This window comes from Streptomyces decoyicus, from assembly GCF_019880305.1.
Classification (GTDB): Bacteria; Actinomycetota; Actinomycetes; order Streptomycetales; family Streptomycetaceae; genus Streptomyces; species Streptomyces decoyicus.
In genome coordinates this window covers 7,431,242-7,451,264 of sequence record NZ_CP082301.1, presented here as the reverse complement: position 1 = coordinate 7,451,264, position 20,023 = coordinate 7,431,242, and the positions used below count along the sequence as shown (strand labels likewise).

General features: G+C 72.1%; 16 protein-coding genes. 9 read left to right on the top strand and 7 right to left on the bottom strand.

What is annotated here, in order from left to right:
- The first annotated feature begins 93 nt into the window (after positions 1 to 93).
- From K7C20_RS32440 to K7C20_RS32405, 8 genes are all read left to right on the top strand, one after another.
- Positions 94 to 1,263: a lactate 2-monooxygenase gene (locus K7C20_RS32440; protein WP_053209167.1), complete on the top strand. Its 1,170-nt coding sequence runs from the start codon at positions 94 to 96 to the stop codon at positions 1,261 to 1,263.
- Positions 1,260 to 2,273, top strand: a complete 1,014-nt coding sequence (locus tag K7C20_RS32435; protein ID WP_048828942.1) for a 2-hydroxyacid dehydrogenase — start codon at positions 1,260 to 1,262, stop codon at positions 2,271 to 2,273. The genes K7C20_RS32440 and K7C20_RS32435 overlap by 4 nt, the downstream gene beginning before the upstream one ends.
- A 349-nt stretch (positions 2,274 to 2,622) precedes the next feature.
- A complete protein-coding gene (locus tag K7C20_RS32430) occupies positions 2,623 to 3,909 on the top strand; it encodes an MFS transporter (RefSeq protein ID WP_246655320.1) in 1,287 nt (428 codons plus the stop codon).
- Between the two features lie 283 nt (positions 3,910 to 4,192).
- A complete protein-coding gene (locus K7C20_RS32425) occupies positions 4,193 to 5,497 on the top strand; it encodes a hypothetical protein (protein WP_053209166.1) in 1,305 nt (434 codons plus the stop codon).
- Positions 5,498 to 5,582: 85 nt separating this feature from the next.
- Positions 5,583 to 6,692, top strand: coding sequence for a UDP-N-acetylmuramate dehydrogenase (locus K7C20_RS32420; protein WP_342452568.1), 1,110 nt, complete (start codon positions 5,583 to 5,585; stop codon positions 6,690 to 6,692).
- 376 nt (positions 6,693 to 7,068) lie between these two features.
- Positions 7,069 to 7,209, top strand: coding sequence for a hypothetical protein (locus tag K7C20_RS32415; protein ID WP_160328710.1), 141 nt, complete (start codon positions 7,069 to 7,071; stop codon positions 7,207 to 7,209).
- A 93-nt stretch (positions 7,210 to 7,302) separates the two neighbouring features.
- Positions 7,303 to 10,467, top strand: coding sequence for a lantibiotic dehydratase (locus K7C20_RS32410; RefSeq protein ID WP_048828943.1), 3,165 nt, complete (start codon positions 7,303 to 7,305; stop codon positions 10,465 to 10,467).
- On the top strand, positions 10,464 to 11,999 hold the full coding sequence (locus K7C20_RS32405) for a lanthionine synthetase C family protein (protein WP_053209165.1): 1,536 nt from the start codon (positions 10,464 to 10,466) through the stop codon (positions 11,997 to 11,999). The genes K7C20_RS32410 and K7C20_RS32405 overlap by 4 nt, the downstream gene beginning before the upstream one ends.
- Positions 12,000 to 12,063: 64 nt before the next feature.
- Here K7C20_RS32405 and K7C20_RS32400 read toward each other — a convergent pair whose 3' ends face one another.
- From K7C20_RS32400 to K7C20_RS32375, 6 genes are all read right to left on the bottom strand, one after another.
- Entirely contained in the window at positions 12,064 to 12,348 is a 285-nt protein-coding gene (locus K7C20_RS32400; protein WP_030077612.1) for an acylphosphatase, read from the bottom strand.
- 62 nt (positions 12,349 to 12,410) lie between these two features.
- A complete protein-coding gene (locus tag K7C20_RS32395) occupies positions 12,411 to 13,184 on the bottom strand; it encodes a DUF72 domain-containing protein (protein WP_053209164.1) in 774 nt (257 codons plus the stop codon).
- Positions 13,185 to 14,594: 1,410 nt separating this feature from the next.
- Complete coding sequence (locus K7C20_RS32390) at positions 14,595 to 15,764, bottom strand: mannosyltransferase family protein (protein WP_245171120.1); 1,170 nt, start codon at positions 15,762 to 15,764, stop codon at positions 14,595 to 14,597.
- Positions 15,765 to 16,079: 315 nt separating this feature from the next.
- Positions 16,080 to 16,532: a hypothetical protein gene (locus K7C20_RS32385; RefSeq protein ID WP_030077620.1), complete on the bottom strand. Its 453-nt coding sequence runs from the start codon at positions 16,530 to 16,532 to the stop codon at positions 16,080 to 16,082.
- Positions 16,525 to 17,022, bottom strand: a complete 498-nt coding sequence (locus K7C20_RS32380) for a SigE family RNA polymerase sigma factor (RefSeq protein ID WP_030077622.1) — start codon at positions 17,020 to 17,022, stop codon at positions 16,525 to 16,527. The genes K7C20_RS32385 and K7C20_RS32380 overlap by 8 nt, the downstream gene beginning before the upstream one ends.
- Positions 17,023 to 17,241: 219 nt before the next feature.
- Positions 17,242 to 17,829 carry a GNAT family N-acetyltransferase gene (locus K7C20_RS32375; RefSeq protein WP_030077624.1) on the bottom strand — a complete coding sequence of 196 codons (588 nt, stop codon included), beginning with the start codon at positions 17,827 to 17,829 and terminating at the stop codon, positions 17,242 to 17,244.
- A gap of 178 nt (positions 17,830 to 18,007) precedes the next feature.
- Between K7C20_RS32375 and K7C20_RS32370 the strand changes: the two genes are divergently transcribed.
- The gene (locus K7C20_RS32370) at positions 18,008 to 18,637 is read left to right on the top strand and encodes an SUKH-4 family immunity protein (protein ID WP_052414263.1); all 630 of its coding nucleotides are present in this window, start codon (positions 18,008 to 18,010) and stop codon (positions 18,635 to 18,637) included.
- Positions 18,638 to 18,802: 165 nt separating this feature from the next.
- On the opposite strand, the gene K7C20_RS32365 is transcribed toward K7C20_RS32370, so the two are convergent.
- Positions 18,803 to 19,978: an XdhC family protein gene (locus K7C20_RS32365; protein ID WP_053209161.1), complete on the bottom strand. Its 1,176-nt coding sequence runs from the start codon at positions 19,976 to 19,978 to the stop codon at positions 18,803 to 18,805.
- Positions 19,979 to 20,023: the final 45 nt, after the last annotated feature.

Here is a 20,023-nt window from a genome sequence, read left to right as displayed (position 1 = left end):
CGTGTTGTGCGCACCACGGTGGACGGGTGTTGTCACTGTCGCCAGGATCTCGGGTGAGCACGCAGTCTCAGCGACGAGAGGCGGGACGTACGGATGGCGAAGCACTGGGCGGACTTCCAGTACGAGATCTATCTCCACGGCATGACGGGCGCCGTGCCGCGGCTGCCGACCGATCTGACGCGCCTGGAGGAGCTCGCGGAGCGGCGCCTCGGCCCCGGCCCGGTCGGCTATGTGGCGGGCAGCGCGGGCACCGGCAGCACCGCCGACGCCAACCGGGCGGCACTGCACCGCCGCCGGATCGTCCCCCGCATGCTCCGCGAGGTGGACGAACGCGATCTGTCCGTCGAGGTGTTGGGCCGCAACCTGCCCGCGCCGCTCGCGCTCGCGCCGGTGGGCGTGCTGTCGATCATGCATCCGGAGGCAGAGCCCGGTGCCGCACGGGCCGCGGCGGCGCAGGGCGTTCCGTACATCCTGTCCTCCGCCTCCAGCACCCCCATGGAAGAGGTCGCCGAGGCGATGGGTGGCGGGGAGCGGTGGTTCCAGCTGTACTGGGCGAAGGACCGCGAGGTCACCAGGAGCTTTCTGACCCGCGCGAAAGCGGCCGGCTACACCGCCCTGTTCGTCACGCTCGACACCCCGCTCCTCGCCTGGCGGCCGCGCGATCTCGACCAGGCGTACCTGCCGTTCCTGCACGGCGTGGGCACCGCCAACTACTTCACCGATCCCGCGTTCCGGGCGGGCCTCGCCAAACCGGTCCACGAGGACCCGAACGCGGCCGTCATGCACTTCCTGGGGATGTTCGCCGACCCCGCCAAGACCTGGCCCGACCTGGCGTTCCTGCGCGAGAACTGGGACGGCCCGATCGTGCTCAAGGGCATCCTGCACCCGGAGGACGCCCTGCGGGCCGCCGAGGCGGGCATGGACGGTGTGGTCGTCTCCAACCACGGCGGCCGCCAGATGGCGGGCTCCGTCGCCGCCGCCGATGCGCTGCCCCGGGTCGTCGAGGCGGCGGCCGACCGGCTCACCGTGCTCTTCGACAGCGGCATCCGTACCGGCGACGACATCTTCAAGGCGCTGGCCCTGGGCGCGAAGTCGGTGCTGGTGGGGCGGCCGTACGCCTATGGGCTCGGCCTCGACGGCCAGGCGGGCGTCGAGCATGTCATCCGCTGTCTGCTCGCCGAACTCGACCTGACCCTCGCACTGTCCGGGCACTCCCGACCGGCCACGCTGACCGCCGACGACCTCATCAAGGAGTCCGCATGACCACCACGCCGGACCCGGCCCCCGCCACGGAGCCGCACACCGTGCACCACGTCCTCGCCGTCGTCTCGCCGCACGTCGGTGGCCGCGCCGCCGGCGCCGCGCTGGCCGGCCTCTTCCCCGGGCGGACCCGGGTCACCGTCGTCGAGAGCACCGACGAGGACCCGGCGGCCCTGCGCGACGCCCATCTCCTCATCACCGGTCTGGCTCCGGTCACCGCCGAACACCTCGCCGCCGCACCGTCCCTGGAGCTCGTCCAGTGCGCCAGCCACGGCTTCGACTACGTCGACCTGGACGCGGCCCGCCAAAGGGGCATCCCCGTCTGCAACATCGGCTCCAGCGGCGCGGAGAAACAGAACGTCGCCGAGCAGACCTTCGCCCTGATGCTCGCCCTGGCCAAGCAGCTGGTCCCCGCCCACACGGCCCTCGTCGAGGCCGACTGGGCGCTGCCGCGCCTCCAGCAGTCCATCACCGAGCTGTCCGGCAAGACCCTCGGCATCATCGGCCTGGGCCACATCGGCGAGGAAGTCGCCCGCCGGGCCGTCGCGTTCGACATGCACATCGTCTACGCCGGGCCGCGGCCGGTGGCCCCGGAGACCGCGGCCCGCCTCGGCGGTGCCCGGCATCTGAGCCTCGACGAACTGCTGCGCACCTCCGACTACGTCACCCTGCACGCCCCGCTCACCGACGCGACCCGCAACCTCCTCGACGCGGAACGCCTGGCCCTGCTCAAGCCCACCGCTTTCGTGATCAACACGGCCCGCGGCGCCCTCATCGACCAGGACGCCCTCGCGGACGCCCTGACATCCGGGGCCCTCGCCGGCGCCGGTATCGACGTCTTCGACCCCGAACCGCCCACGGTGGCCCTGCGCCTGCTCAAGGCCCCGAACGTGGTGCTCTCCCCGCATGTCGCGGGTGTCACCCGCGAGACGCTGGTCCGCATCGCCCTGGCCGCCGTCCAGAACGTCATCGACCACCTGGCGGGCAAGCCGCTGCGGGACATCGTCTCGTAACGGCCACCCCGCCGCCGGCCACCACCGGCGCCCGCGCACTCCCGCACGACCGGCCCGAGCCGCGTTGGTGCGGGAGCAGCCGGACGCCTCCGTGGCTGCCCCCGGCCCTCGCGCCCTGCCCCGGGCTCCCACCGGGCTCGTTCGCGCATTCCGGCCATTGTTCGGCGCACGGTACCGGTCCGGCCTCAGTTGTGATCACCATGGTCGGCGTCTCGCCCACCAGGCCGGTCACTCCGGTCAGCTCGTCACCGGCCTCGCGTCCGGGAAGCCCCGGCGGGACCTTCGCCAAGGCACCCCAGGCCGTCCCGCGCTCCGTGACGGCCGCACCAGGAAAGGCTGGTTCACGCTCGTGGAACCCCGTGGAGGCACCCGTTGGGCGATGGGTGGACTGCTCGCCGGAGGCATACTCGTCAACTTCCTCGACCGCACCGCGATATCGGTGGCGAGTTCCTCGATCGCCGCCGACTTCGGGCTGGACCTCCAGCAGCTCGGTGTGGTGCTCTCGGCCTTCACGTGGTCGTACTGCCTGGTCCAGTTACCCGCCGGCCTGCTGGTGGACCTCCTGGGAGTCTCGCGGCTCACCCGGATCGCTTCCGCGTTATGGGCCGTTGCCGGTCTGCTGACCGCGGTGGCCGGCGGGGTCGGCCCGATCATCGCGGCACGGCTGCTGCTCGGGGTGGCCGAGGGGCCCTCGATGGTCGGCGCCTCCAAGGCGACCGCGGCGTGGTTTCCCCTCAGCGAGCGCGGTATGGCGACGGCGATGTTCGACGGAGCCACCAAGCTGGCCAACATGGTGGCGTTCCCGGTGCTGGCGTTCGTGATGAGCGAGTGGGGCTGGCGGGCCGGTTTCCTCTTCACCTCCGTGATCAGCGTGCTGTTCACCGCCGTGTGGTGGTGGGGTTACCGGGACCCGTCCGCGGCCCGCTCGCTGCGTCCGGCGGAGCGGGAGTTCATCCTCGAGGGCGGGGCACGGGACCTCGACAGGGGCGGGGCCCGGCAGTTCCGCTCGGCGCTGCGCTCCGGCAGGATCTGGCTCCTGTCCTGCGGTTTCGCCTGTTACGGCTACACCATCAACATCGTGCTGACCTGGATGCCGGAGTTCCTTCAGCGGGAGTTCGGAGTGCGGCTGCTCCAGTCCGGCATCTACTCGATGATTCCGTGGGCGGTGGCGACGGTGGCCGAACTCATCGTCGGGGGCTGGCTGGTGGACCGGCTGGTGCGCCGGGGCCGCAACCCGTGGACGGTCCGCAAGACCGTGCTGACGTGCGGGCTGGCGCTCGGCGCGACGATCGGCGCCGCGGGGAGTGCCGGGTCCCCCGCCGTCGCCGTCGTCTGGATGTCCCTGTCCCTGGCGGGCCTGGCCATCGCCGCGCCCGTCGCCTGGGGTCTGCCTGGACTGCTCGCACCTCCGGGGACGGTGGGGGCGGTCAGCGGACTGATGAACTTCCTCAACACGGCGGCCACCGCCGGCGGCGTCCTGCTCACCGGCCGGCTGGCCCAGGCGACCGGATCGTTCCACGCACCGTTCCTCTTCGCGGTCGCCGTACTGGCCGTCGGGGTCGCGCTCTACTGGAGGGCGCTGCGCCCGGCCGCGCTGCCGGACGCCGGCCCGGCGCGGAAACTGCACCGGGTCTGAGCCCCTGGCCCGCCGCCTCGTGCAAACACAACGCACCCGCACCACATGGGCAGTTGCTGTGTCTGTCGTCACAGATTCGCCCTGCTGAGCCGGGGAATCCCTAGTATGGATCGGCAGTTCTCGGCAGGGGGGCGTGGAAAGCAGTTATGCACACCGTCGGCCCGATCCGGCCCAGGTCTGACACCACACCAGAGCTCCCCCGGCAGTCGCCGGAGCTGACCGATCCTGCCCCGGACACCACCGGTCCGGCGTCGAATACCGCTGCGGTCGAGGTTTGCCGTCGATGAACGATACGTCCGTCTTAGCGTCCTGCCTGGCGCGATTATCCTGGCCGCCGGAGCGGCTTGCACGGGAGATCAACAAGAGGTGCGGCACCGGCACCATCAGCAGCAAAGCCCCCTACAACTGGCTGAAGGGGGCCTGTCCCCGGCGTCGGCTGCCGTACATCGTCGCCAAGATCCTTTCCGACCAGCTCGGCGAGTCCGTCGCGGTCGAAGCGCTGTGGCCGGAGCACTTCCCGGCCGCGGCACCACCCTGTCAGCACATCCCCGCTCAGCGGCGCACCCTCTCGTCCGCCGCTCGCCCGGCCGCACTGGACCCGGTCACCGCGTCGGTGGACTGGCTGGTGGCCGACGACGCTCCGCCGCCCTCCCGCACGCGCGGCGCCGAGGTCCCGGATGTCGCGGTCGACATGCTGACCGCCAGGATCCAGCAGCTGCGTCAGCTGGACGACAGTTGCAGCAGCGGGCTCGTACTGGACTGGGCGCTCCAGGATCTGCAGTGGGCGAAGAAGCTGGCCGGCACGTACTCCTACGGCCCCGCGACCGGCCTGCGACTGCACCGGATCATCGCCGAACTCGGCCAGCTGACCGCCTGGTTGACCGCCGACCAGGGCATGGACGAGCTGAGCAATTCCCGCTTTCTGACCGCTCTGGGCGCCGCACGTGCCGCCGGGGACCGGCCGCTCGCCGCGTACATCATCTCCTGTATGAGCTACCGGGCCGCCTGGGCCGGGCGGGCGGAGGAGGCGCTGCGTCTGATCCGCATCGCGCGCAAGGGGTCGGCGCAGGAGGACATGGGCATCGGCCGGGCGCTGCTGGCGACGCGCGAGGCCAGAGCCCAGGCGAGCCTCGGCGACGAAGCGGGCTGTCAGCGGGCCTTGGAGGAGGCCGCCGAGCTGAGCCGGGCCGGCCGGCCCTCGTCCGACCCGCCGTGGGCCTATTGGCTGACGCCCGCGGTGATGGTGGCCGATGCCGGGCGGGCCTGGCTGGAGTTGGGGCGCCCCCGGCGGGCGGAGTGGCATCTCGCCCACGGGATCGACTTGCTCCGGGGCAGCCAGCCACGCAACCTTCTGCTGCACAGCGCCTCGCTGGCCGAGGCGCGGCTGGCGCACCGCGAGGTCGACGGCGCCGCGGAGGCCGCCGCGGATGCGCTGACCCTGGCCGAGAGCGTCACCTCACAGCGCGCCCACTCCCGGCTCATGGCACTACGGGGGCGGTTCGGGCGGTATGACACCCCGGTGGCGCGCGAGATCGTGCAACGGGCCGACGATCTGCTGGACGCGGACCGGGCCCGGACGGCGTGCTAGACGGTGAACCCCAGGGCGTGTCAGTGAGCCCGTCGGCCCCCACCGGCAGTGCAGTGGCACGGGCAGCCGTCCCGCTCGTCACAGACTGAGGGACGCCCCTTCACCACCGCGTCCCCTTTGGCAGGACCCCCCACCCCGGAACGGCATCCAGGAGAAGCAGGAACATATGCGAGTCATTCACGAGGCACCCCTTGCCCCGATGACCACGCTGGGCATCGGAGGACCGGCTGCGGCCCTCATCGAGCTGCACGACCCCGCGGACTTCCCCGAGTTCGTGGCGCTGGCCGACACCTTCCCCGGCGAGCCCGTCTGCCTGGGCGAGGGGAGCAATGTGCTGGTCAGCGATGCCGGATGCCACAGCGCCGTGCTGCGGATGAGCACCAAGGGCGTACGTATGGCCGGGAACACCGCCGATGGACGGGTGCTGGTCGAGGTCCAGGCCGGTCATCTGCTCGCCGATCTGGTCGCCACCACCATCGCCGAGGGCCTCACCGGTATGGAGATGCTTGTGGGCATCCCCGGGACCACCGGCGCCACACCGATCCAGAATGTCGGCGCCTACGGTCAGGAGACCGCCGACACCTTGGTGCAGGTGACGGCGTGGGACCGGACGTTGCGCCGCATGGTGACCATGGATGCCGCGGAATGCGGGCTGGGCCACCGCACCAGCGTCTTCAAACGCTCCCGTCGGTGGACGGTGCTGAGCCTGGTCTTCGCGCTGCGCCGGTCGGAGCTGAGCGCACCGGTCACCTACCGTACGGTCGCCGCCGCACTCGATGTCCCGGTCGGCAGCAGGGTGCCACTGGACGAGGTGGCCCAGGCGGTGCTCACCGTCCGACGGAGCAAGGGCATGGTGCTGGGTTGCAGCGGCACCGACGACCGGTCGGTCGGCAGTGTGTTCCTCAGCCCCGAGATCTCCCCCGCACAGGCCGACAGCCTGCGGGCACGTCACGCGCCGGTGAACCGTTTCCCCGACGGCTCGGTCAGGGTGAGCGCGAGCTGGCTCATCCGGCAGGCCGGCTTCGGGCTGCGCCGCCCGATCGTCCCGGGCGTACGGATTTCCTCGCTGCACTACACCCTGGTCGCCGAGGAGGGTGCGACCGCCGCCGGCTTCCGTCAGGCGGTCGACATCGTGTTCCAGGAGGTGCTGCGCCGCACCGGGGTGCGACTCACTTCCGAAATCGACTTCCTCTGAACCCGCCCCTCTCCGGGAGGGCGGGAGAAATCACCCTTCCTCGCCTTTTTCGCGCCCTGGAAATTAGGCATATCCGCTCACGTGCGCACAAGCGGTTTTGCCGACGCGAATTCCCGGCAGCTCTCGGGTGCTCGTTTTCCGGGGAGGCGGAGCTCACTCGCCCTGTTGCGGCGAGGGCAATTCGTCGGCGAAATCCGGCCGCTGCAAGGGAATTCCCAACGAACCGGATTTAGCCATTCCGGTCACATTAACCGGAGCATGCCTCCGAAGCTTGACACGACATGCGCCCTCCGGTGGAATATTCCGGCGGTTGCGAAATACCTCCGCAACAACCGGGAATGCTCCGGGATTAAAGCATCTTTCTTTGGAGGGGACCATGGAGAACATCATCACCAGCATGGACGAATTCGACCTCGACCTCGACATGGAAATCACGGATTCGGCCACGGTCGCCATGAGTGCGCAGGAGTCGAAGCTCATGACGCAGGTCTGTCCCGTCACCTCCTGGCACTGCTGAGGTGCGAGTGCGGGGCGGCGCCGAGGACTTCGGCCCGCCGCCCCGCACCCTCGGCGGGCGCGGCGGCAGGGGTGGAACGGGGCGGGGAGAATCGTGAGCGGCAGGACCGACGTCGAATTCACGTGCGGGGAGGTGGCCCTGGTACGAGCGGCGGCCCTCCCGCTGCCCTCGGAGGACGCACCGGCCCGGCAGTCCCGGCCGCCCGTCGGAACCCCGGACGAAGAGGGCTGGCTGCACCGGCAGGTGACCCGTCTCGCCGCCGATCCACGCCTCATGGAGGCGGTGGGCCTGGCCAGCGCGAGCCTGGCGGCGGATGTCGCCCGGGTCGTCGCGGGAGAGCGGCTCAGGCTCAAGTCCCTGCGCCGTATCGCGGTGTCCCTGACGAAGTACCACTCGCGGATGTCCCACCGTCCGACCCCGTTCGGCCTCTTCGCGGGCGTAGCACTCGCCGGCTTCGGATCCGCGCCCTCGCCGGGACCGGCCGGTGGCGTTCGCAGTGTGACCCGGCCGGACGCGGACTGGCTGGACGGCGTGCTGGAGACACTGCTCGACGTCCCGGCCGTACTGGAGCGTTCGCGGCTGACGGCCAACAACCTGCACACCGTACGGGACGGCCGGCTGGTCCTGGTCGACCGCCATGACCGCGCCGGGAAACGGCAGTTGTCGGGCTCGGTGCGCCACACCCGGGTGGTCCGGCACCTCCTGGCGGCCACGGCACTGCCCACCCCCTTCCCCGAGCTGGTGGAAGACGGAAAGCGGCAGTTCCCGCAGGCCCCCGAGGGCGCGGTCGAAAACAGCATCGCGCAGCTCGTACGCGGCCACTTCCTGCTCAGCGACCTGATACCGCCGCCCGACTGCACCACGCCCCTGGCCCATGTGTGCGACCGGCTGCACGGAGCCGACCACCCGACGGCAAGTCAATTGCATGCCATCAAGGCCGAGTTGGACGCACTGGACGCCACGCCGCCGGACGCCCGGCGTACCCGGCTGACCACGGTCTCCGAGCGGATGCGTGCGGTGCGGCCGGCCACGGACGTTCTCCACACGGACCTGGCGCTGGAGATGCGGCCGACCCTGCCGTACGACGTGGGCCGGGAAGCGGAACGCGCCGCGACGGTGCTGTGGCGGACCTCTCCCGTTCACCGGGGCAATCCCTGCCTCCGCGACTACCATCTGGCGTTCCTGGAGCGGTACGGCACCGACCGACCGGTCCCGGTCCTGGAACTGCTCGACGACACCCGGGGCCTGGGGCTGCCCCCCGGCTACCGTCAGCACAGTGCCCCGCCGCCCGCCCCGCTCTCCCCCGAGGCCGTCGCGCGCGATCGCGTGCTGGGTGAGCTGCTGATGGACGCCGCCCGCCGCGGCAGCCGGGAAGTGGTGCTCGACGAGGAGACCGTACGCGCCCTGGAACCGGCGGAGCGCGGACCGGCCCCCCTGAGCATGGAGGTGGGGGCCGAGCTGGTGGCAGCGGGCCGGGAGGCCCTGGACGGCGGGGACTTCCATCTGGTGCTCGCGCCTCAGGCGGTGTCGCCGCTGGCCGGAGCGATCTTCAGCCGGTTCGCGCCGGTGCTCGGCCGGGCGGCGGCCGGGCGGATCCAGGAGCTGGCCCTGCGGGCCGAGCGGACCGCGGCGCCCGGCGAGATCCCTGCCTGTGTCGCCTACCGGCCCAGGGTGGCGCGCTCGGCCAATGTGTCCGCCGTCCCGCAGTGGCTGTCCCATCGCATCCCGTTGGGCGTCGGCCCCGCCGAGTCCGGGACGGCACACGATCTGCGCCTGGAGAACCTGGCGGTGTGCGCCGACGCGGACAGCCTCCACCTCATGGACAGGCCGTCGGGCCGCAGGGTGCGGCCGCTCTCCTACTCGATGCTCAACCCGGGCAGCGGCCATCTTCCGCACGTGGCCCGGTTCCTGCTGGACATCGGGCAGGAAGGGCGGGCCTTCTGCGCACCGTGGAGCTGGGGAAGCTGGGCCTCGGCTCCCGCGCTGCCCCGGGTGCGCCACGGCCGGACCGTGCTCTCCCCCGCACGATGGCTGCCGGACCGGGCCCTGGTCGCCGCGGCCGGCCGGGAGGACGGGGAGTGGGGCGAACAGGTCGGCCGGTGGCGGCGGCGCTGGGACGTCCCACGGCAGGTGCTGGTCACCAAGGCCGACCACCGCGTCGCGGTCGACCTCGACGACCCCCTGCACCTCATGGTCCTCCGTGACGAGGTGCGGCGGGCGCCCGGCCTGACGCTGGTGGAACAGTTCGGGGACCGCGCGCAGAGACAGTGGTTCCGGGGACCGGAAGGCCCCCATGCCGCCGAGTTCTTCTTCCCGCTCTTCGCCGGGCCTGCCCGTCACGAAGCGCCGCACGGTGCCGGGCAGGTCCTTCCCCTGGCCGCGCCGGTCCCGCTCCTGACGGACGGCACGGACAGCGGCCGCGGAACGCGGGCGCACCTGCCCGGTGGCGAGTGGCTCTACGCGAAGATCTATGCGCCCCAGGCCCGCCAGCCGGAGCTGCTGGCCCGCCACCTCGCACCGCTGACCGACCCCGGACTGCTGCGCAGAGCGGGCGCCGACCTCTGGTTCTTCGTCCGTTACGAGGATCCGGCGCCTCACATCCGGCTGCGTTTCCACGGGAAGCCGGAAGCCCTGTGGCCGGTACTGCTGCCCGCACTCCACGCCTGGGCACAGGCACGCGAGGAGGCGGGGCTGCTCTCGAAGATGGTCCTGGACACCTACGAGCCCGAGGTCCAGCGGTACGGCGGACCGGCCGCGATCGAGCACGCCGAGCGGTTCTTCCACGCCGACAGCGAGTCCGTCGTCACCCTGCTGGCCATGGCCCCCGACCAGCTGGGCGATCCGGCGTTGCCGGCCGCGCTGGGCATCCTCGACATCCTCACCCACCTCGGCTCCCCGGACCAGGCGCTCCGCTGGCTGAGCAGCCCGTCGGTGCTGGAGCGCCGGGGCGACGTAACGCGAGACCGGAAACAGGCCGTCGCCGCTCTGCTGGGCCCGCACGCCAGGCCCCGGCCGCCGGCCGCCGCGGACGGCTGGGGCGTGGGATGGAGCACCCGCGGCCCGTCGCTCACCGGTCTGCGCGACGTGCTCTCCGCCGCGGAAGCGGACCCCGACCGGACGGGACGGATCGGCCGGAGCCTGGCGCATCTGCACTGCAACCGGCTGCTCGGTCCCCGGCCCGAACAGGAACTGACGGCACATGTGACTGCCCGTGAGGCGCTCGCACTGTGGCTCGGCCGGAAGAGGAACAACAGATGACCGTGACCGCACCCCACGCTCTGTGCGACACGGCGTCGGGAATCGCGTTCCGGGTCGCCGACCTGCTGAGCTCACCGGAGCAGGTGGCCGGCGCCGCCCGCGACGCCTTCGCCACGCTGCCGCCCGACCTCCCGCTGCCCGGCTGGCAGCCCGCTTCACTGCTGGCCGGACACCCCGGCATCGCCCTGCTGCACACCAGATGCGCCCGGACCGACGCCCGGTACGCGGCCCTCGGGCACGCCCATCTCGCGGCGGCCGTCGCGGCGACCACCGAGGCCGGCCCGGCCGCGGTCGGTGACCTGCTGCTGCCCGCGCGGCTGCACGCGAACGCACACGGCGGATACGCCCGCCTGCTGGCACGCTCCGCCGAGGTACACGCCGCCTACGTACGGGCACGTGCGGCCCGTCTGGTGGCACGACGGCAGGAACACGGCCCCGGACTGGCGTACGGCGACTACGACGTGATCGCCGGCCTGGCGGGAGAGGGACGCGGCCTCCTGCTGGCGGCCGACCACGGCGACGAGCGGTGCGCACAGGCACTGGGCGACGTCCTGGACTTTCTGATCGGCATCAGCCACCCCGTCCGGCCGGCAGATGGCGACGGACACCAGGTGCCGGGGTGGTGGTGCGCACCCGACCGGTATCTCCTCCCGCGCGACCGCCAGGAGTTCCCCGGAGGGGACTGCAACGTCGGTGCCGCCCACGGGATTTGCGGTCCGCTCGCGCTGCTGTCACTGGCGCACCGCTCCGGACACCGGGTACCGGGCATGCAGGACGCCATCCGCCGCATGGCCGAATGGGTGCTGAGCGTGGGCTACACCGACGGCCGGGGCATGCAGTGGCCCGGCCGCGTCGCTGTGCCGGATCACCCCGGGGAGCCTCCCCGGCCCCGGCCCTCCCCTGAAGCGGGAACGGGACTGGGATCGGGAACGGGAGCCGGAGCGGGAGCGGGAGCCGGAGCGGGAGCGGGAGCGGGAGCCGGATCGGAAGCCGAATCGGGAACGGGAACGGGAGCCGGAGCGGGAACGGTAACAGGAGCTCGGAGCAGACCCGGTTGGTGCTACGGGACCTCCGGCATCGCCTGGACCCTCCATCTGGCCGGCCAGGCGCTCGACGACCACCGGATGTCGGCCCTGGCAGAGGAGGCGGTCAGCGCCCTCGTGCACCGCCCACACGACGCGCTGGTGTCCGACGACCCGGGCCTCTGCCACGGCCGCGCCGGCATCCTGCACACCACCGTCCGCATGGCGGCCGCCACCGGGCGCGCCACATTGTGGGAGACCGCGGACCACCTCGCCCGGGAACTCGTCGCAGAATTCGATGACCGAACTCCCTTCGGCTACCCCCAAGTTCTGCGGCCCCCGTCGGCGTCTATCCCCTCGCCGCCGCCCGCACCACGCCGGATGCACCACCCCGGCCTGCTGGACGGCGCCACCGGTATCGCCCTAGTCCTGGCCGACTACGCCGACGCCCGCCGGGGCACCACACAGGCCGAGCGGAACGGCTGGGACGCGGCGCTCCTCATGAGCTGAAGCGGTCGGCGGATGCCGCCACCGTGCCCTTCCCGGGGAACGGACCAGGCGCGTCGGACAGGTCCTAGAACCCGCCAGGGGCCGGCCGGATGTCGAAGCCCGTCAGTCCCTCAGCCTCTTCCTCCTGGACGGACGCGGTGTTGACGGTCGCCATGGGGGGACCCTCGCGTGCCCAGTCCACCATCTCCTGTACGCGCTCGGGCTCCCCCTCGAACACGGCCTCGACCGTCCCGTCCGGCAGATTCCGCACCCAGCCGGCCACGCCGTGCTCGTCCGCCTTGCGCCGGCAGGTGTCGCGGAAGAACACACCCTGCACGTCTCCGGAGACCACCACGCGTCTGCGGATCATCCGTGCCTCACCTCGTTCACTCGCCCCGGCGGTACGAGCGCAGATATATCCCGGCCCCGCGGTCAGCGGGCGGAGCCACGCCCGGACGGCGTACGGCTCACGGAGCGTCCGGCGGCCGAGGCGGCGCGGGCGAACCGGACGGCGTCGAGGACGGCTGCCCCGCCCACATCGTTGTTGAAATACGTGTAGACGTCGGCCCGGTCCGGCCAGGTGTCGGCGATCCGCCGCGCCCAGCCGGCGAGCGCCTGTTTGCCGTAGCGGGGGCCGGATTGTGCCCGGCCCCCGTGAAGGCGCAGATACCCCCAGTCGGCGGTCCGCCAGAGGGGCGTCACGGGCCGGGAGCGCCGGTCCGCCCAGCACAGCGCGGCGCCCCGCCGCTCCAGCACGGCACGGATCTCCGTCGTCCACCACGAGGGGTGGCGGGGTTCGACCGCCACTCGCGCGTCGGCGGGGAAGCAGCCGAGGCAGGTGTCCAGCAGCCCGGCGTCCGCGTGCAGCGTGGGTGGCAGCTGGAGCAGGACCGGCCCGAGCCGGGGGCCCAGACGGGCGGCGCGCGACATCAGCCGGCCGACCGGCTCCTGCGGGTCGCGCAGCCGCTTGATGTGCGTCAGATAGCGGCTGGCCTTGACGGCCATCACGAACCCGTCGGGGGTACGGTCCCGCCAGTCCGCGAAGGTCTTCTCCTCGGGCAGCCGGTAGAAGGCGGCGTTGCTCTCGACCGTGGCGAACTGCCGCGCGTACTCCTCGAGCCACAGCCGCTGCGGCTGGTCCGGCGGGTAGAGGACACCGCGCCAGTCCTTGTACTGCCAGCCGGAGGTTCCGACGAGGACGGTCATGTCCGCATCCCTGCCCGGTGCGGGCCGGGGGCTACCAGCCGTCGCCCGTCGGGGGCGGCTGCCAAAGGGTCCGGTGCGCTCGGCAGCCGTCGCCGCACAGCGACGCTGTGATCTGCCTTCCATAACCGGCCGTACCGCACAACCCTTCGGCCCGCCAGGAGTCATGCTGCGCAAGCACCTGACAGCTCAGGTGATATCTCAGCAAGGTCTTCTTGATGACGTTACGCCAAGCCCCGACGGCCGCCGCGGCGGCAGCCGTCATCGCACCCGCCGCCGTACTAGGTCACGCCCGCCGCCGCGTCCGCCACGGAAGCCCCGAGACCGCCGGCACACACCCACGAGCCGCAGAAGACAGACGGCCCGGAGCACGGCGGCCGGTCGGCGCGGCCGGAGGAGGCGACGGGGCCGGGCGGGTCGTCCGGGACCGGAGGCCCGACCGCCGAGACCGGTGAGGCCACGAAGCCCGGTGCGGGGAACCTTGCGGGGAACCACACCAAGCCCGCGCCCGACGCCAAGCCCGGGAAGGAAACCGGTACCGAGCCCGGCACCACCCCCGGCGGGTCCTCCTCCGAGGAGGTTCCCCCGGACGGCCGATGCGAGAGCGCGCCCCAGCACCTCCAGATGGCGATCAAGGGGCTCCGGTCCGGGTTCGTCGCCGGTGCCGGCTGGAGCAATTCCTCCATCACCGTCACCAACACCTCCGACAAGGCCATGGAGAAGGTCCGGCCGCAGCCGTACATCTCCTCCGCCGAGATCGTCGACCGTCCGTACGAAGAGTTGGAGGCGCAGCTCCGCAATCCCGTGACGGGCAGGTGGCTGAGCTTCGAAGACGCCACGGTCGACAGCGAGTTCACCGGATTCCCCGTCGCCGCGCACAGCACCGTCACGCTGCCGCTGCGCGTCCGTGCGATCAATTCGGCCAAGCCCGGGGCGGGTTACGCCATCGTGGAGGGGATGTTCTCCCGCCAGGACGGCTCCTGCGGCCTCTCGCATCACGAGCGGTACGACTTCAAGATCCTCCCGGCGCGCGGCAAGCCCGGCAACCCAGCGGGCCCGGTAAGCCCAGTGAGAGCGCCGAGCCCGCCGGTGGCGCCGCGGACGGCCCCAGGCCGCAGGGTGGCGCCGAGGAGACCTCGGGCGCGGGCCAACTGGCGGCGACCGGCTCGTCCTCCGCGCTGCCGACGATCGCCCTGGTGGGAGGCGTGGCGATGGCCGTGGCGGCGGGCGCGATCATCAGCGTGCGCCGCCGCAGGGCCCCTGCGGGCTCTTCCGGGGGTGGCACGGGAGCCGCAGCGTAAGGAGGTGCGTACCGGGCCCCGGCGTCAGTCCGGGGCCCGGTCCACGACCACCCTGCCGCTACGGGCAGCAGCGGCAACCGAGGGCCTCGGGCGCCCGCCGCCCGCTCGCGGATCAGCCGGCCCATCGCCCCGACAGGAAGGTGACGGCGAAGACGGTCATCAGCGGCGCCGTGAGGCAGAGATACATGGTGGTGAACCGTGGAGTGCGCAGGCTCCAACCGGCCAGGAGGATCCACAGGGGCCACCACAGGAGCGTGGCGCGGGGAATGGACGTGTACCAGTACGAAGTGCCCAGTGCCCACAGGCTGAGGCCGACGTAGACAGCCTCGGGCCAGCGGCGCTGACGGGCCAGCACCCCGGCCAGCAGAATGCCGACGACCATGGCGAGGAGTTCGGCCTGGGACATCAGGGCGTACCCGGTGGGCAGTGACTCCTCGAAGGCGGCATGCCAGGTGTTCTGCCAGGCTTCCCAGGGGGCGTGGAAGTCGCGGTACCAGCCGCGTTCTTGGGCGTGCTTCCAGGCCATCCAGTCGCCGGTGTGCAGGTGGAGGTACCAGCTGTAGACGAGGGGCGCGAGGGCGGGCAACGCCAGCCAGGGCAGTGCGCGCCACTGCCGGCGGGTGCGGACGGTGAGGGCGAAGTGGACGGCCAGGGCGGCGACGAGAAAGAGACCGCTGACGCGGACGGTGCAGGCCAGGCAGGCCAAGGCGGCCGCGGCGGGCCAGTTCTGCCGGTGGGCGGCGAGCCAGGCAGGCAGGGCGAGCGCGAGGAAGAGCGCTTCGGTGTACCCCGCCGCCAGGAATATCGCGCACGGCGAGAGCAGGAGGAAGAGCACCGCGCGCCGGCCGGCGTTCCCGTCGGGCAGATACAGCCGGGCGACCCGGGCGAGGGCCAGGACGGCCACGGCTCCGGAGACGAAGGAGATCAGCAGGCCCGCGGTGGCCCAGTGCGGGACGACGGTATGGACGGCCCGCAGGACAAGAGGGAAGCCGGGGAAGAAGGCCTCTCGGTTGTCCCAGCCGTTCATCCACGGCCCGGCCTGACCGGGGAAGTAGCCGTCGCGGGCGATGTGCAGGAAGTGGCCCCAGTCCCACTGCTGCCACGGCGCGAATAAGTCGGCGACGTGCGGGGTCTTGCGGTCGTCGGGGAACAGCCACCGGGTGCAGTAGGCAGTGGCCCAGATCCCTGCCCGGGTGAGCAGATACAGCCACAGCACCTCACGGTCGGCGGGCCCGGGGACGAGACGTCGTCGCCAACGGACCGCCTGTCGTGGGCGGAGCAGAGAAGAGCGGTCGACCGTGCCGGCTTCGGTGGCTGTGCCGGCGACGCCCGGCGTCCCGGCGATGCTTGGCGTGCCGACTTCGGCCGCGGTGCCGACGACGCGTGCCGTGCCCGCTTCTACTGCGGTGCCGGCTGTGCGCGCAGGCGCTGAGCGCTGCCGTGGTCCGGCACCAGGCCTGGGGGTGAGGGACGGATGTTTCCGACGCAGGCGGGACGACAAGGCGGGCATAGCGGTATCTCCTGCTCGGATTCGGGCGTGCGGGACCGCCCGGCGGCCGGACCGCCGGGTCAGGGTGCGAAGGTCAGGGGGCGAGGGTCAGCGCGGTGGGGCCGTGGACGGGGGATCTGTGGACGTGGGGGGTGTGCCAACCGTGGGGGTGCCGGACGCTCCCGAGGTCTCCTGGCCGGTCCGGGGCGGCGCGGTGGTCGGTGCTCCCGTCGAGCTCCGGCCGGGAGCAGGCGCACCGGTCCCGGTTGAGGTGCTGCGGGGCGACGTCGGTACGGGGGTCGGCGTGAGCGTCGGCTTGGAGGGAGAAGGCGTGACGGCCGGGACGGAGGTACCCGAGGTGCCCGGCAGGAGTGCGGCAGCGGCAGCACCGGTGCCGGCGAAGACCAGGCAGGCGCCGACGGCGAGCGTGGCGATCCGGCGCCGGCGCATCCGCTCCCCGCGCCGGGTGACGAGCGAGACCGGCGCGAAGCGCGCACGGGCCTGTCCGGTGGAGGCGGCTTCCTGGAACAACGACCGCAGCAGGTCATGGGGTTCAGGCACCGGGGGCCTCCTCAATACGCGGGTCCGCCAGACGAAGGGAGAGCGCGGTGCGGCCCCGGACCAGATGCGTCTTGACCGTGCTGGCGGACAGCCCGGTCTCGTTCGCGATCTGCTCGACGGTCAGGTCGCACACGTAGTGCAGCGTCATGGTCCGACGCTGCTTGGCCGGCAGTTGTCGCAGCGCCTCCACCAGTGCCACGGACTCCGGTCCGGGCCCCTCGACATGCGGCGGGGCGCCGCTGCGCTGCCACGCGTCCGCGGTGCGGCGCCGTACGCGCCACCGGCTCACCGCCAGGCGCCAGGCGACCGTGCGGATCCACGCCTCGGGCTGACCGTTCCGGTCGAGCTGACGCCGCCGGCTCCAGCCCTTGGCGAACGCCTCCTGCACCACATCCTGCGCCTCGTGCTGATCGCCGAGCATCACGTACAGCTGCCCGGTCAGCCGTGCGACCGTCTGCGCGTAAAACTCTTCGAACTCCTCGACGGTCAACAGCCACTCCCCGGATCTTTTCGGTCTCACCAGGCTTACGCCTGGCGCACGGCATCCGGTCGACACGGGGGCGAAGATTCCGGCGTGACGGTCGTCACAGGTCACGGCGCAGTGGACACCCAGCCCCCTGGCCGAGCTCCACCCCTCGGCCGGAGCCTGCACATCGGCACATTCGGCCGACGCCCGTCCGCCTGCGGTACGCCCGGCCGGAGGCCGAGCTCAAGCGTCGCCCCGGACGCGCGCGTGAAGGTGCGTGTCGTGCCGGCCATCCTGTTGCAGACGCGCGCTGCGCAGGGTCCCCTCCAAGACGAAACCCGACTTGATGGCCACCCGGCAGGACGCCTCGTTGCCGACCGAGTGGGCAAGTTCGAGGCGGTGGAAACCGGCCTCCACCAGCGCCCAGGCGGTCACCGTGGCGACGGCGCGGGGAGCGACACCGGCCCCTCGGGCGTTCGGCAGGACCCAGTAGGCGCACTCGGCGAGGCCGTGCACGAGGTTCATCCGGCGCAGGGCCACCCGGCCGAGGATCTCGCCGTCGTCGGCCCGGGTGACGGCCCACTGGGCGTCCTGCTCCTGCTGCCAGGACCGGTGGGTGGCGGTGATCCACTCCTGGGCCTCGTCCAGCGACGTCACATGGTGCACGTGCCGGCGCCGGATCATCCGGTCCTGGAAGGCGCGTTGCAGGACGGGGGCGTCGTCCGCCTCCCAGGACCGCAGCAGCAACGCGCCGTCGTGCGAGGGGAGGGAGGGCTGAGAAGTACGTGAGAGGGTCCCGGCCGGGATCGTGGGCGCCATCGCTAAAGCCATGAGCGCATCATGTCCCACGACCCGGCGTGGAACGCCGGGAGAGCTGCGAAGGACGACGCTGGTCCAGCCGTCGCGCTTTGGGCCGGCCCGGCTGTCGGTGCCCTGGTGTTCACTGTCGCTGTCACGGCAACGGACCAGGCGAGGAGAGCCACATGAGGAGCCACATCAGGAGTGCCGCATGAGCATGGACGAGTGGATGAGCGCAGCCGGGGAGCCCACGGCGGAGTGGCTGGAGTCCTGCTTCGGTCCGGGCTCGCTATGGCGTCCTGCGGAGGCGGACCTTCCGGAGCGGCTGGAGCATGAGGAAACAAGGAAGTTCCTCACCACGGTCGGCTTCCCCGCGGTACGGATCGACGGGTTCCTCGAATTCGTCGACTTCGACTCGAGCGATCTGAAGGACGACGGCCCGTGGGCGGAAGACCCGGACGAGCTGTTCGGCCGGCGGACACCGGACGACGACTCTCCCCCCACGAAGTACGCGTTCATGTTCGGCGAGTGCCGGGGGTTCTCGTTGGTGGTGGACGGCGAGACGGGGACGGTCGACCTGTACGACCCGAACGGCTGGGACCACGCGGCGGGTTACGCAGGAGAGGCCCACTCCTGCCTCGCGACGCTGGCGGGCGCGCTGGGCCTGGCCACGAAGTTCGCTCCGCGGTTCGAGGAGCCGAAACCACTGGAAGCGCTGGCGGAGTTCCGCCTGGCGATCGAGGAACTGGACCCGCTCGTGGAGTCCGCCCTGTGGGAGAAGGTCACCGAAGCACTGGAGGAAGAGTACGAACTGGCGCAGGGGACGGGGCAGGCTTCGTGAGGCGCCCCGCGGCACCAGACATCCGCAGTTGACTCCTCCTCCTTCACCCGCTGCACCGGGCTACGCCGGACTGCGCTGGGCTGGACTACGCCGGACTGCGCTGGGCTGCGCTGGGCTGGGCTGGGCTGGGCTGGGCTGGGCTGCACCGAACTACGCACGGCCGGCTCACGCCACCGCCCGCTCCCCGGCCACCCCGCCACCTGCCGCGCCCTCACCCCCGTCCCCGCCCCCGTCCCGGTGTATGGGTGTCCGCGAACCGGTCAGCGGGACACCCGTGCCGCCCCGTCGTGCCGCGACGATCTCGGCCGCGATGGACAGGGCGGTCTCCTCGGGGGTGCGGGCACCGAGGTCGAGCCCGATCGGCGAGTGAAGACGGGCCAGTTCGGGGTCGGTGACGCCGGCTTCGCGGAGTCTGCGGTTGCGGTCTTCGTGGGTGCGGCGTGAGCCCATCGCGCCGACGAAGGCGACGGGCAGCCGCAGGGCCTCCTGGAGCAGGGGAATGTCGAACTTGGCGTCGTGGGTGAGCACGCACAGGACCGTGCGGCCGTCGGTCCCGGTGCGCTGGAGGTAGCGGTGCGGCCAGTCGACCACGATGTCGTCGGCCTCCGGGAAGCGGACCCGGGTGGCGAAGACGGGGCGGGCGTCGCAGACGGTGACGTGGTAGCCGAGGAACTTGCCCGTACGCACCAGCGCCGCGGCGAAGTCGATGGCGCCGAAGACGATCATACGGGGCGGCGGCACGCTCGACTCGACGAACAGGGTCAGGTCGGCCGTGCAGCGCGATCCGCTCTCCGAGACCGCGAAGGCGCCGGTGCGGCCCGCGTCCAGCATGGCGCGGGTCTCCGCCACCGCGGTGCGGTCCAGCTCAGGATGTCCGTCGAGGCCGCCTTCGTACGAGCCGTCGGGGTGGACGAGCAGTGCCCTGCCGAGCAGTTCGGCCGGCCCCCGGGCCACGCGGGCAACGGCCGCCGGCTCTCCCCGGGCCGCGGCCGACAGCGCCGCCGCGAACACCTTGCGGCCCGGCGCGTCCGCCGTCACCGGCGTGACCAGGACCTCGATGGACCCGCCGCAGGTCAGCCCCACCGCGAAGGCGTCCTCGGCGCTGTAGCCGAACTGCTCGAGCACCGTCCCGCCGTGCTGGAGCGCCTGGGTGCACAGGTCGTACACCGCGGCTTCCACACAGCCGCCGGAGACCGAGCCGATGACCACGCCCCGGCTGTCGACGGCGAGGGCGGCACCGGGGCTGCGGGGCGCGCTGCCGGCGACGGCCACGACGGTGGCGACGGCGAAGTCCCGCCCCTCCTCCGTCCAGCGGTTCAACTCGTCGGCGATGTCGAGCATCTAGGTCTCCTCATGGTTCGTGGGCCGGTGCGGGGCCCTGCGCGG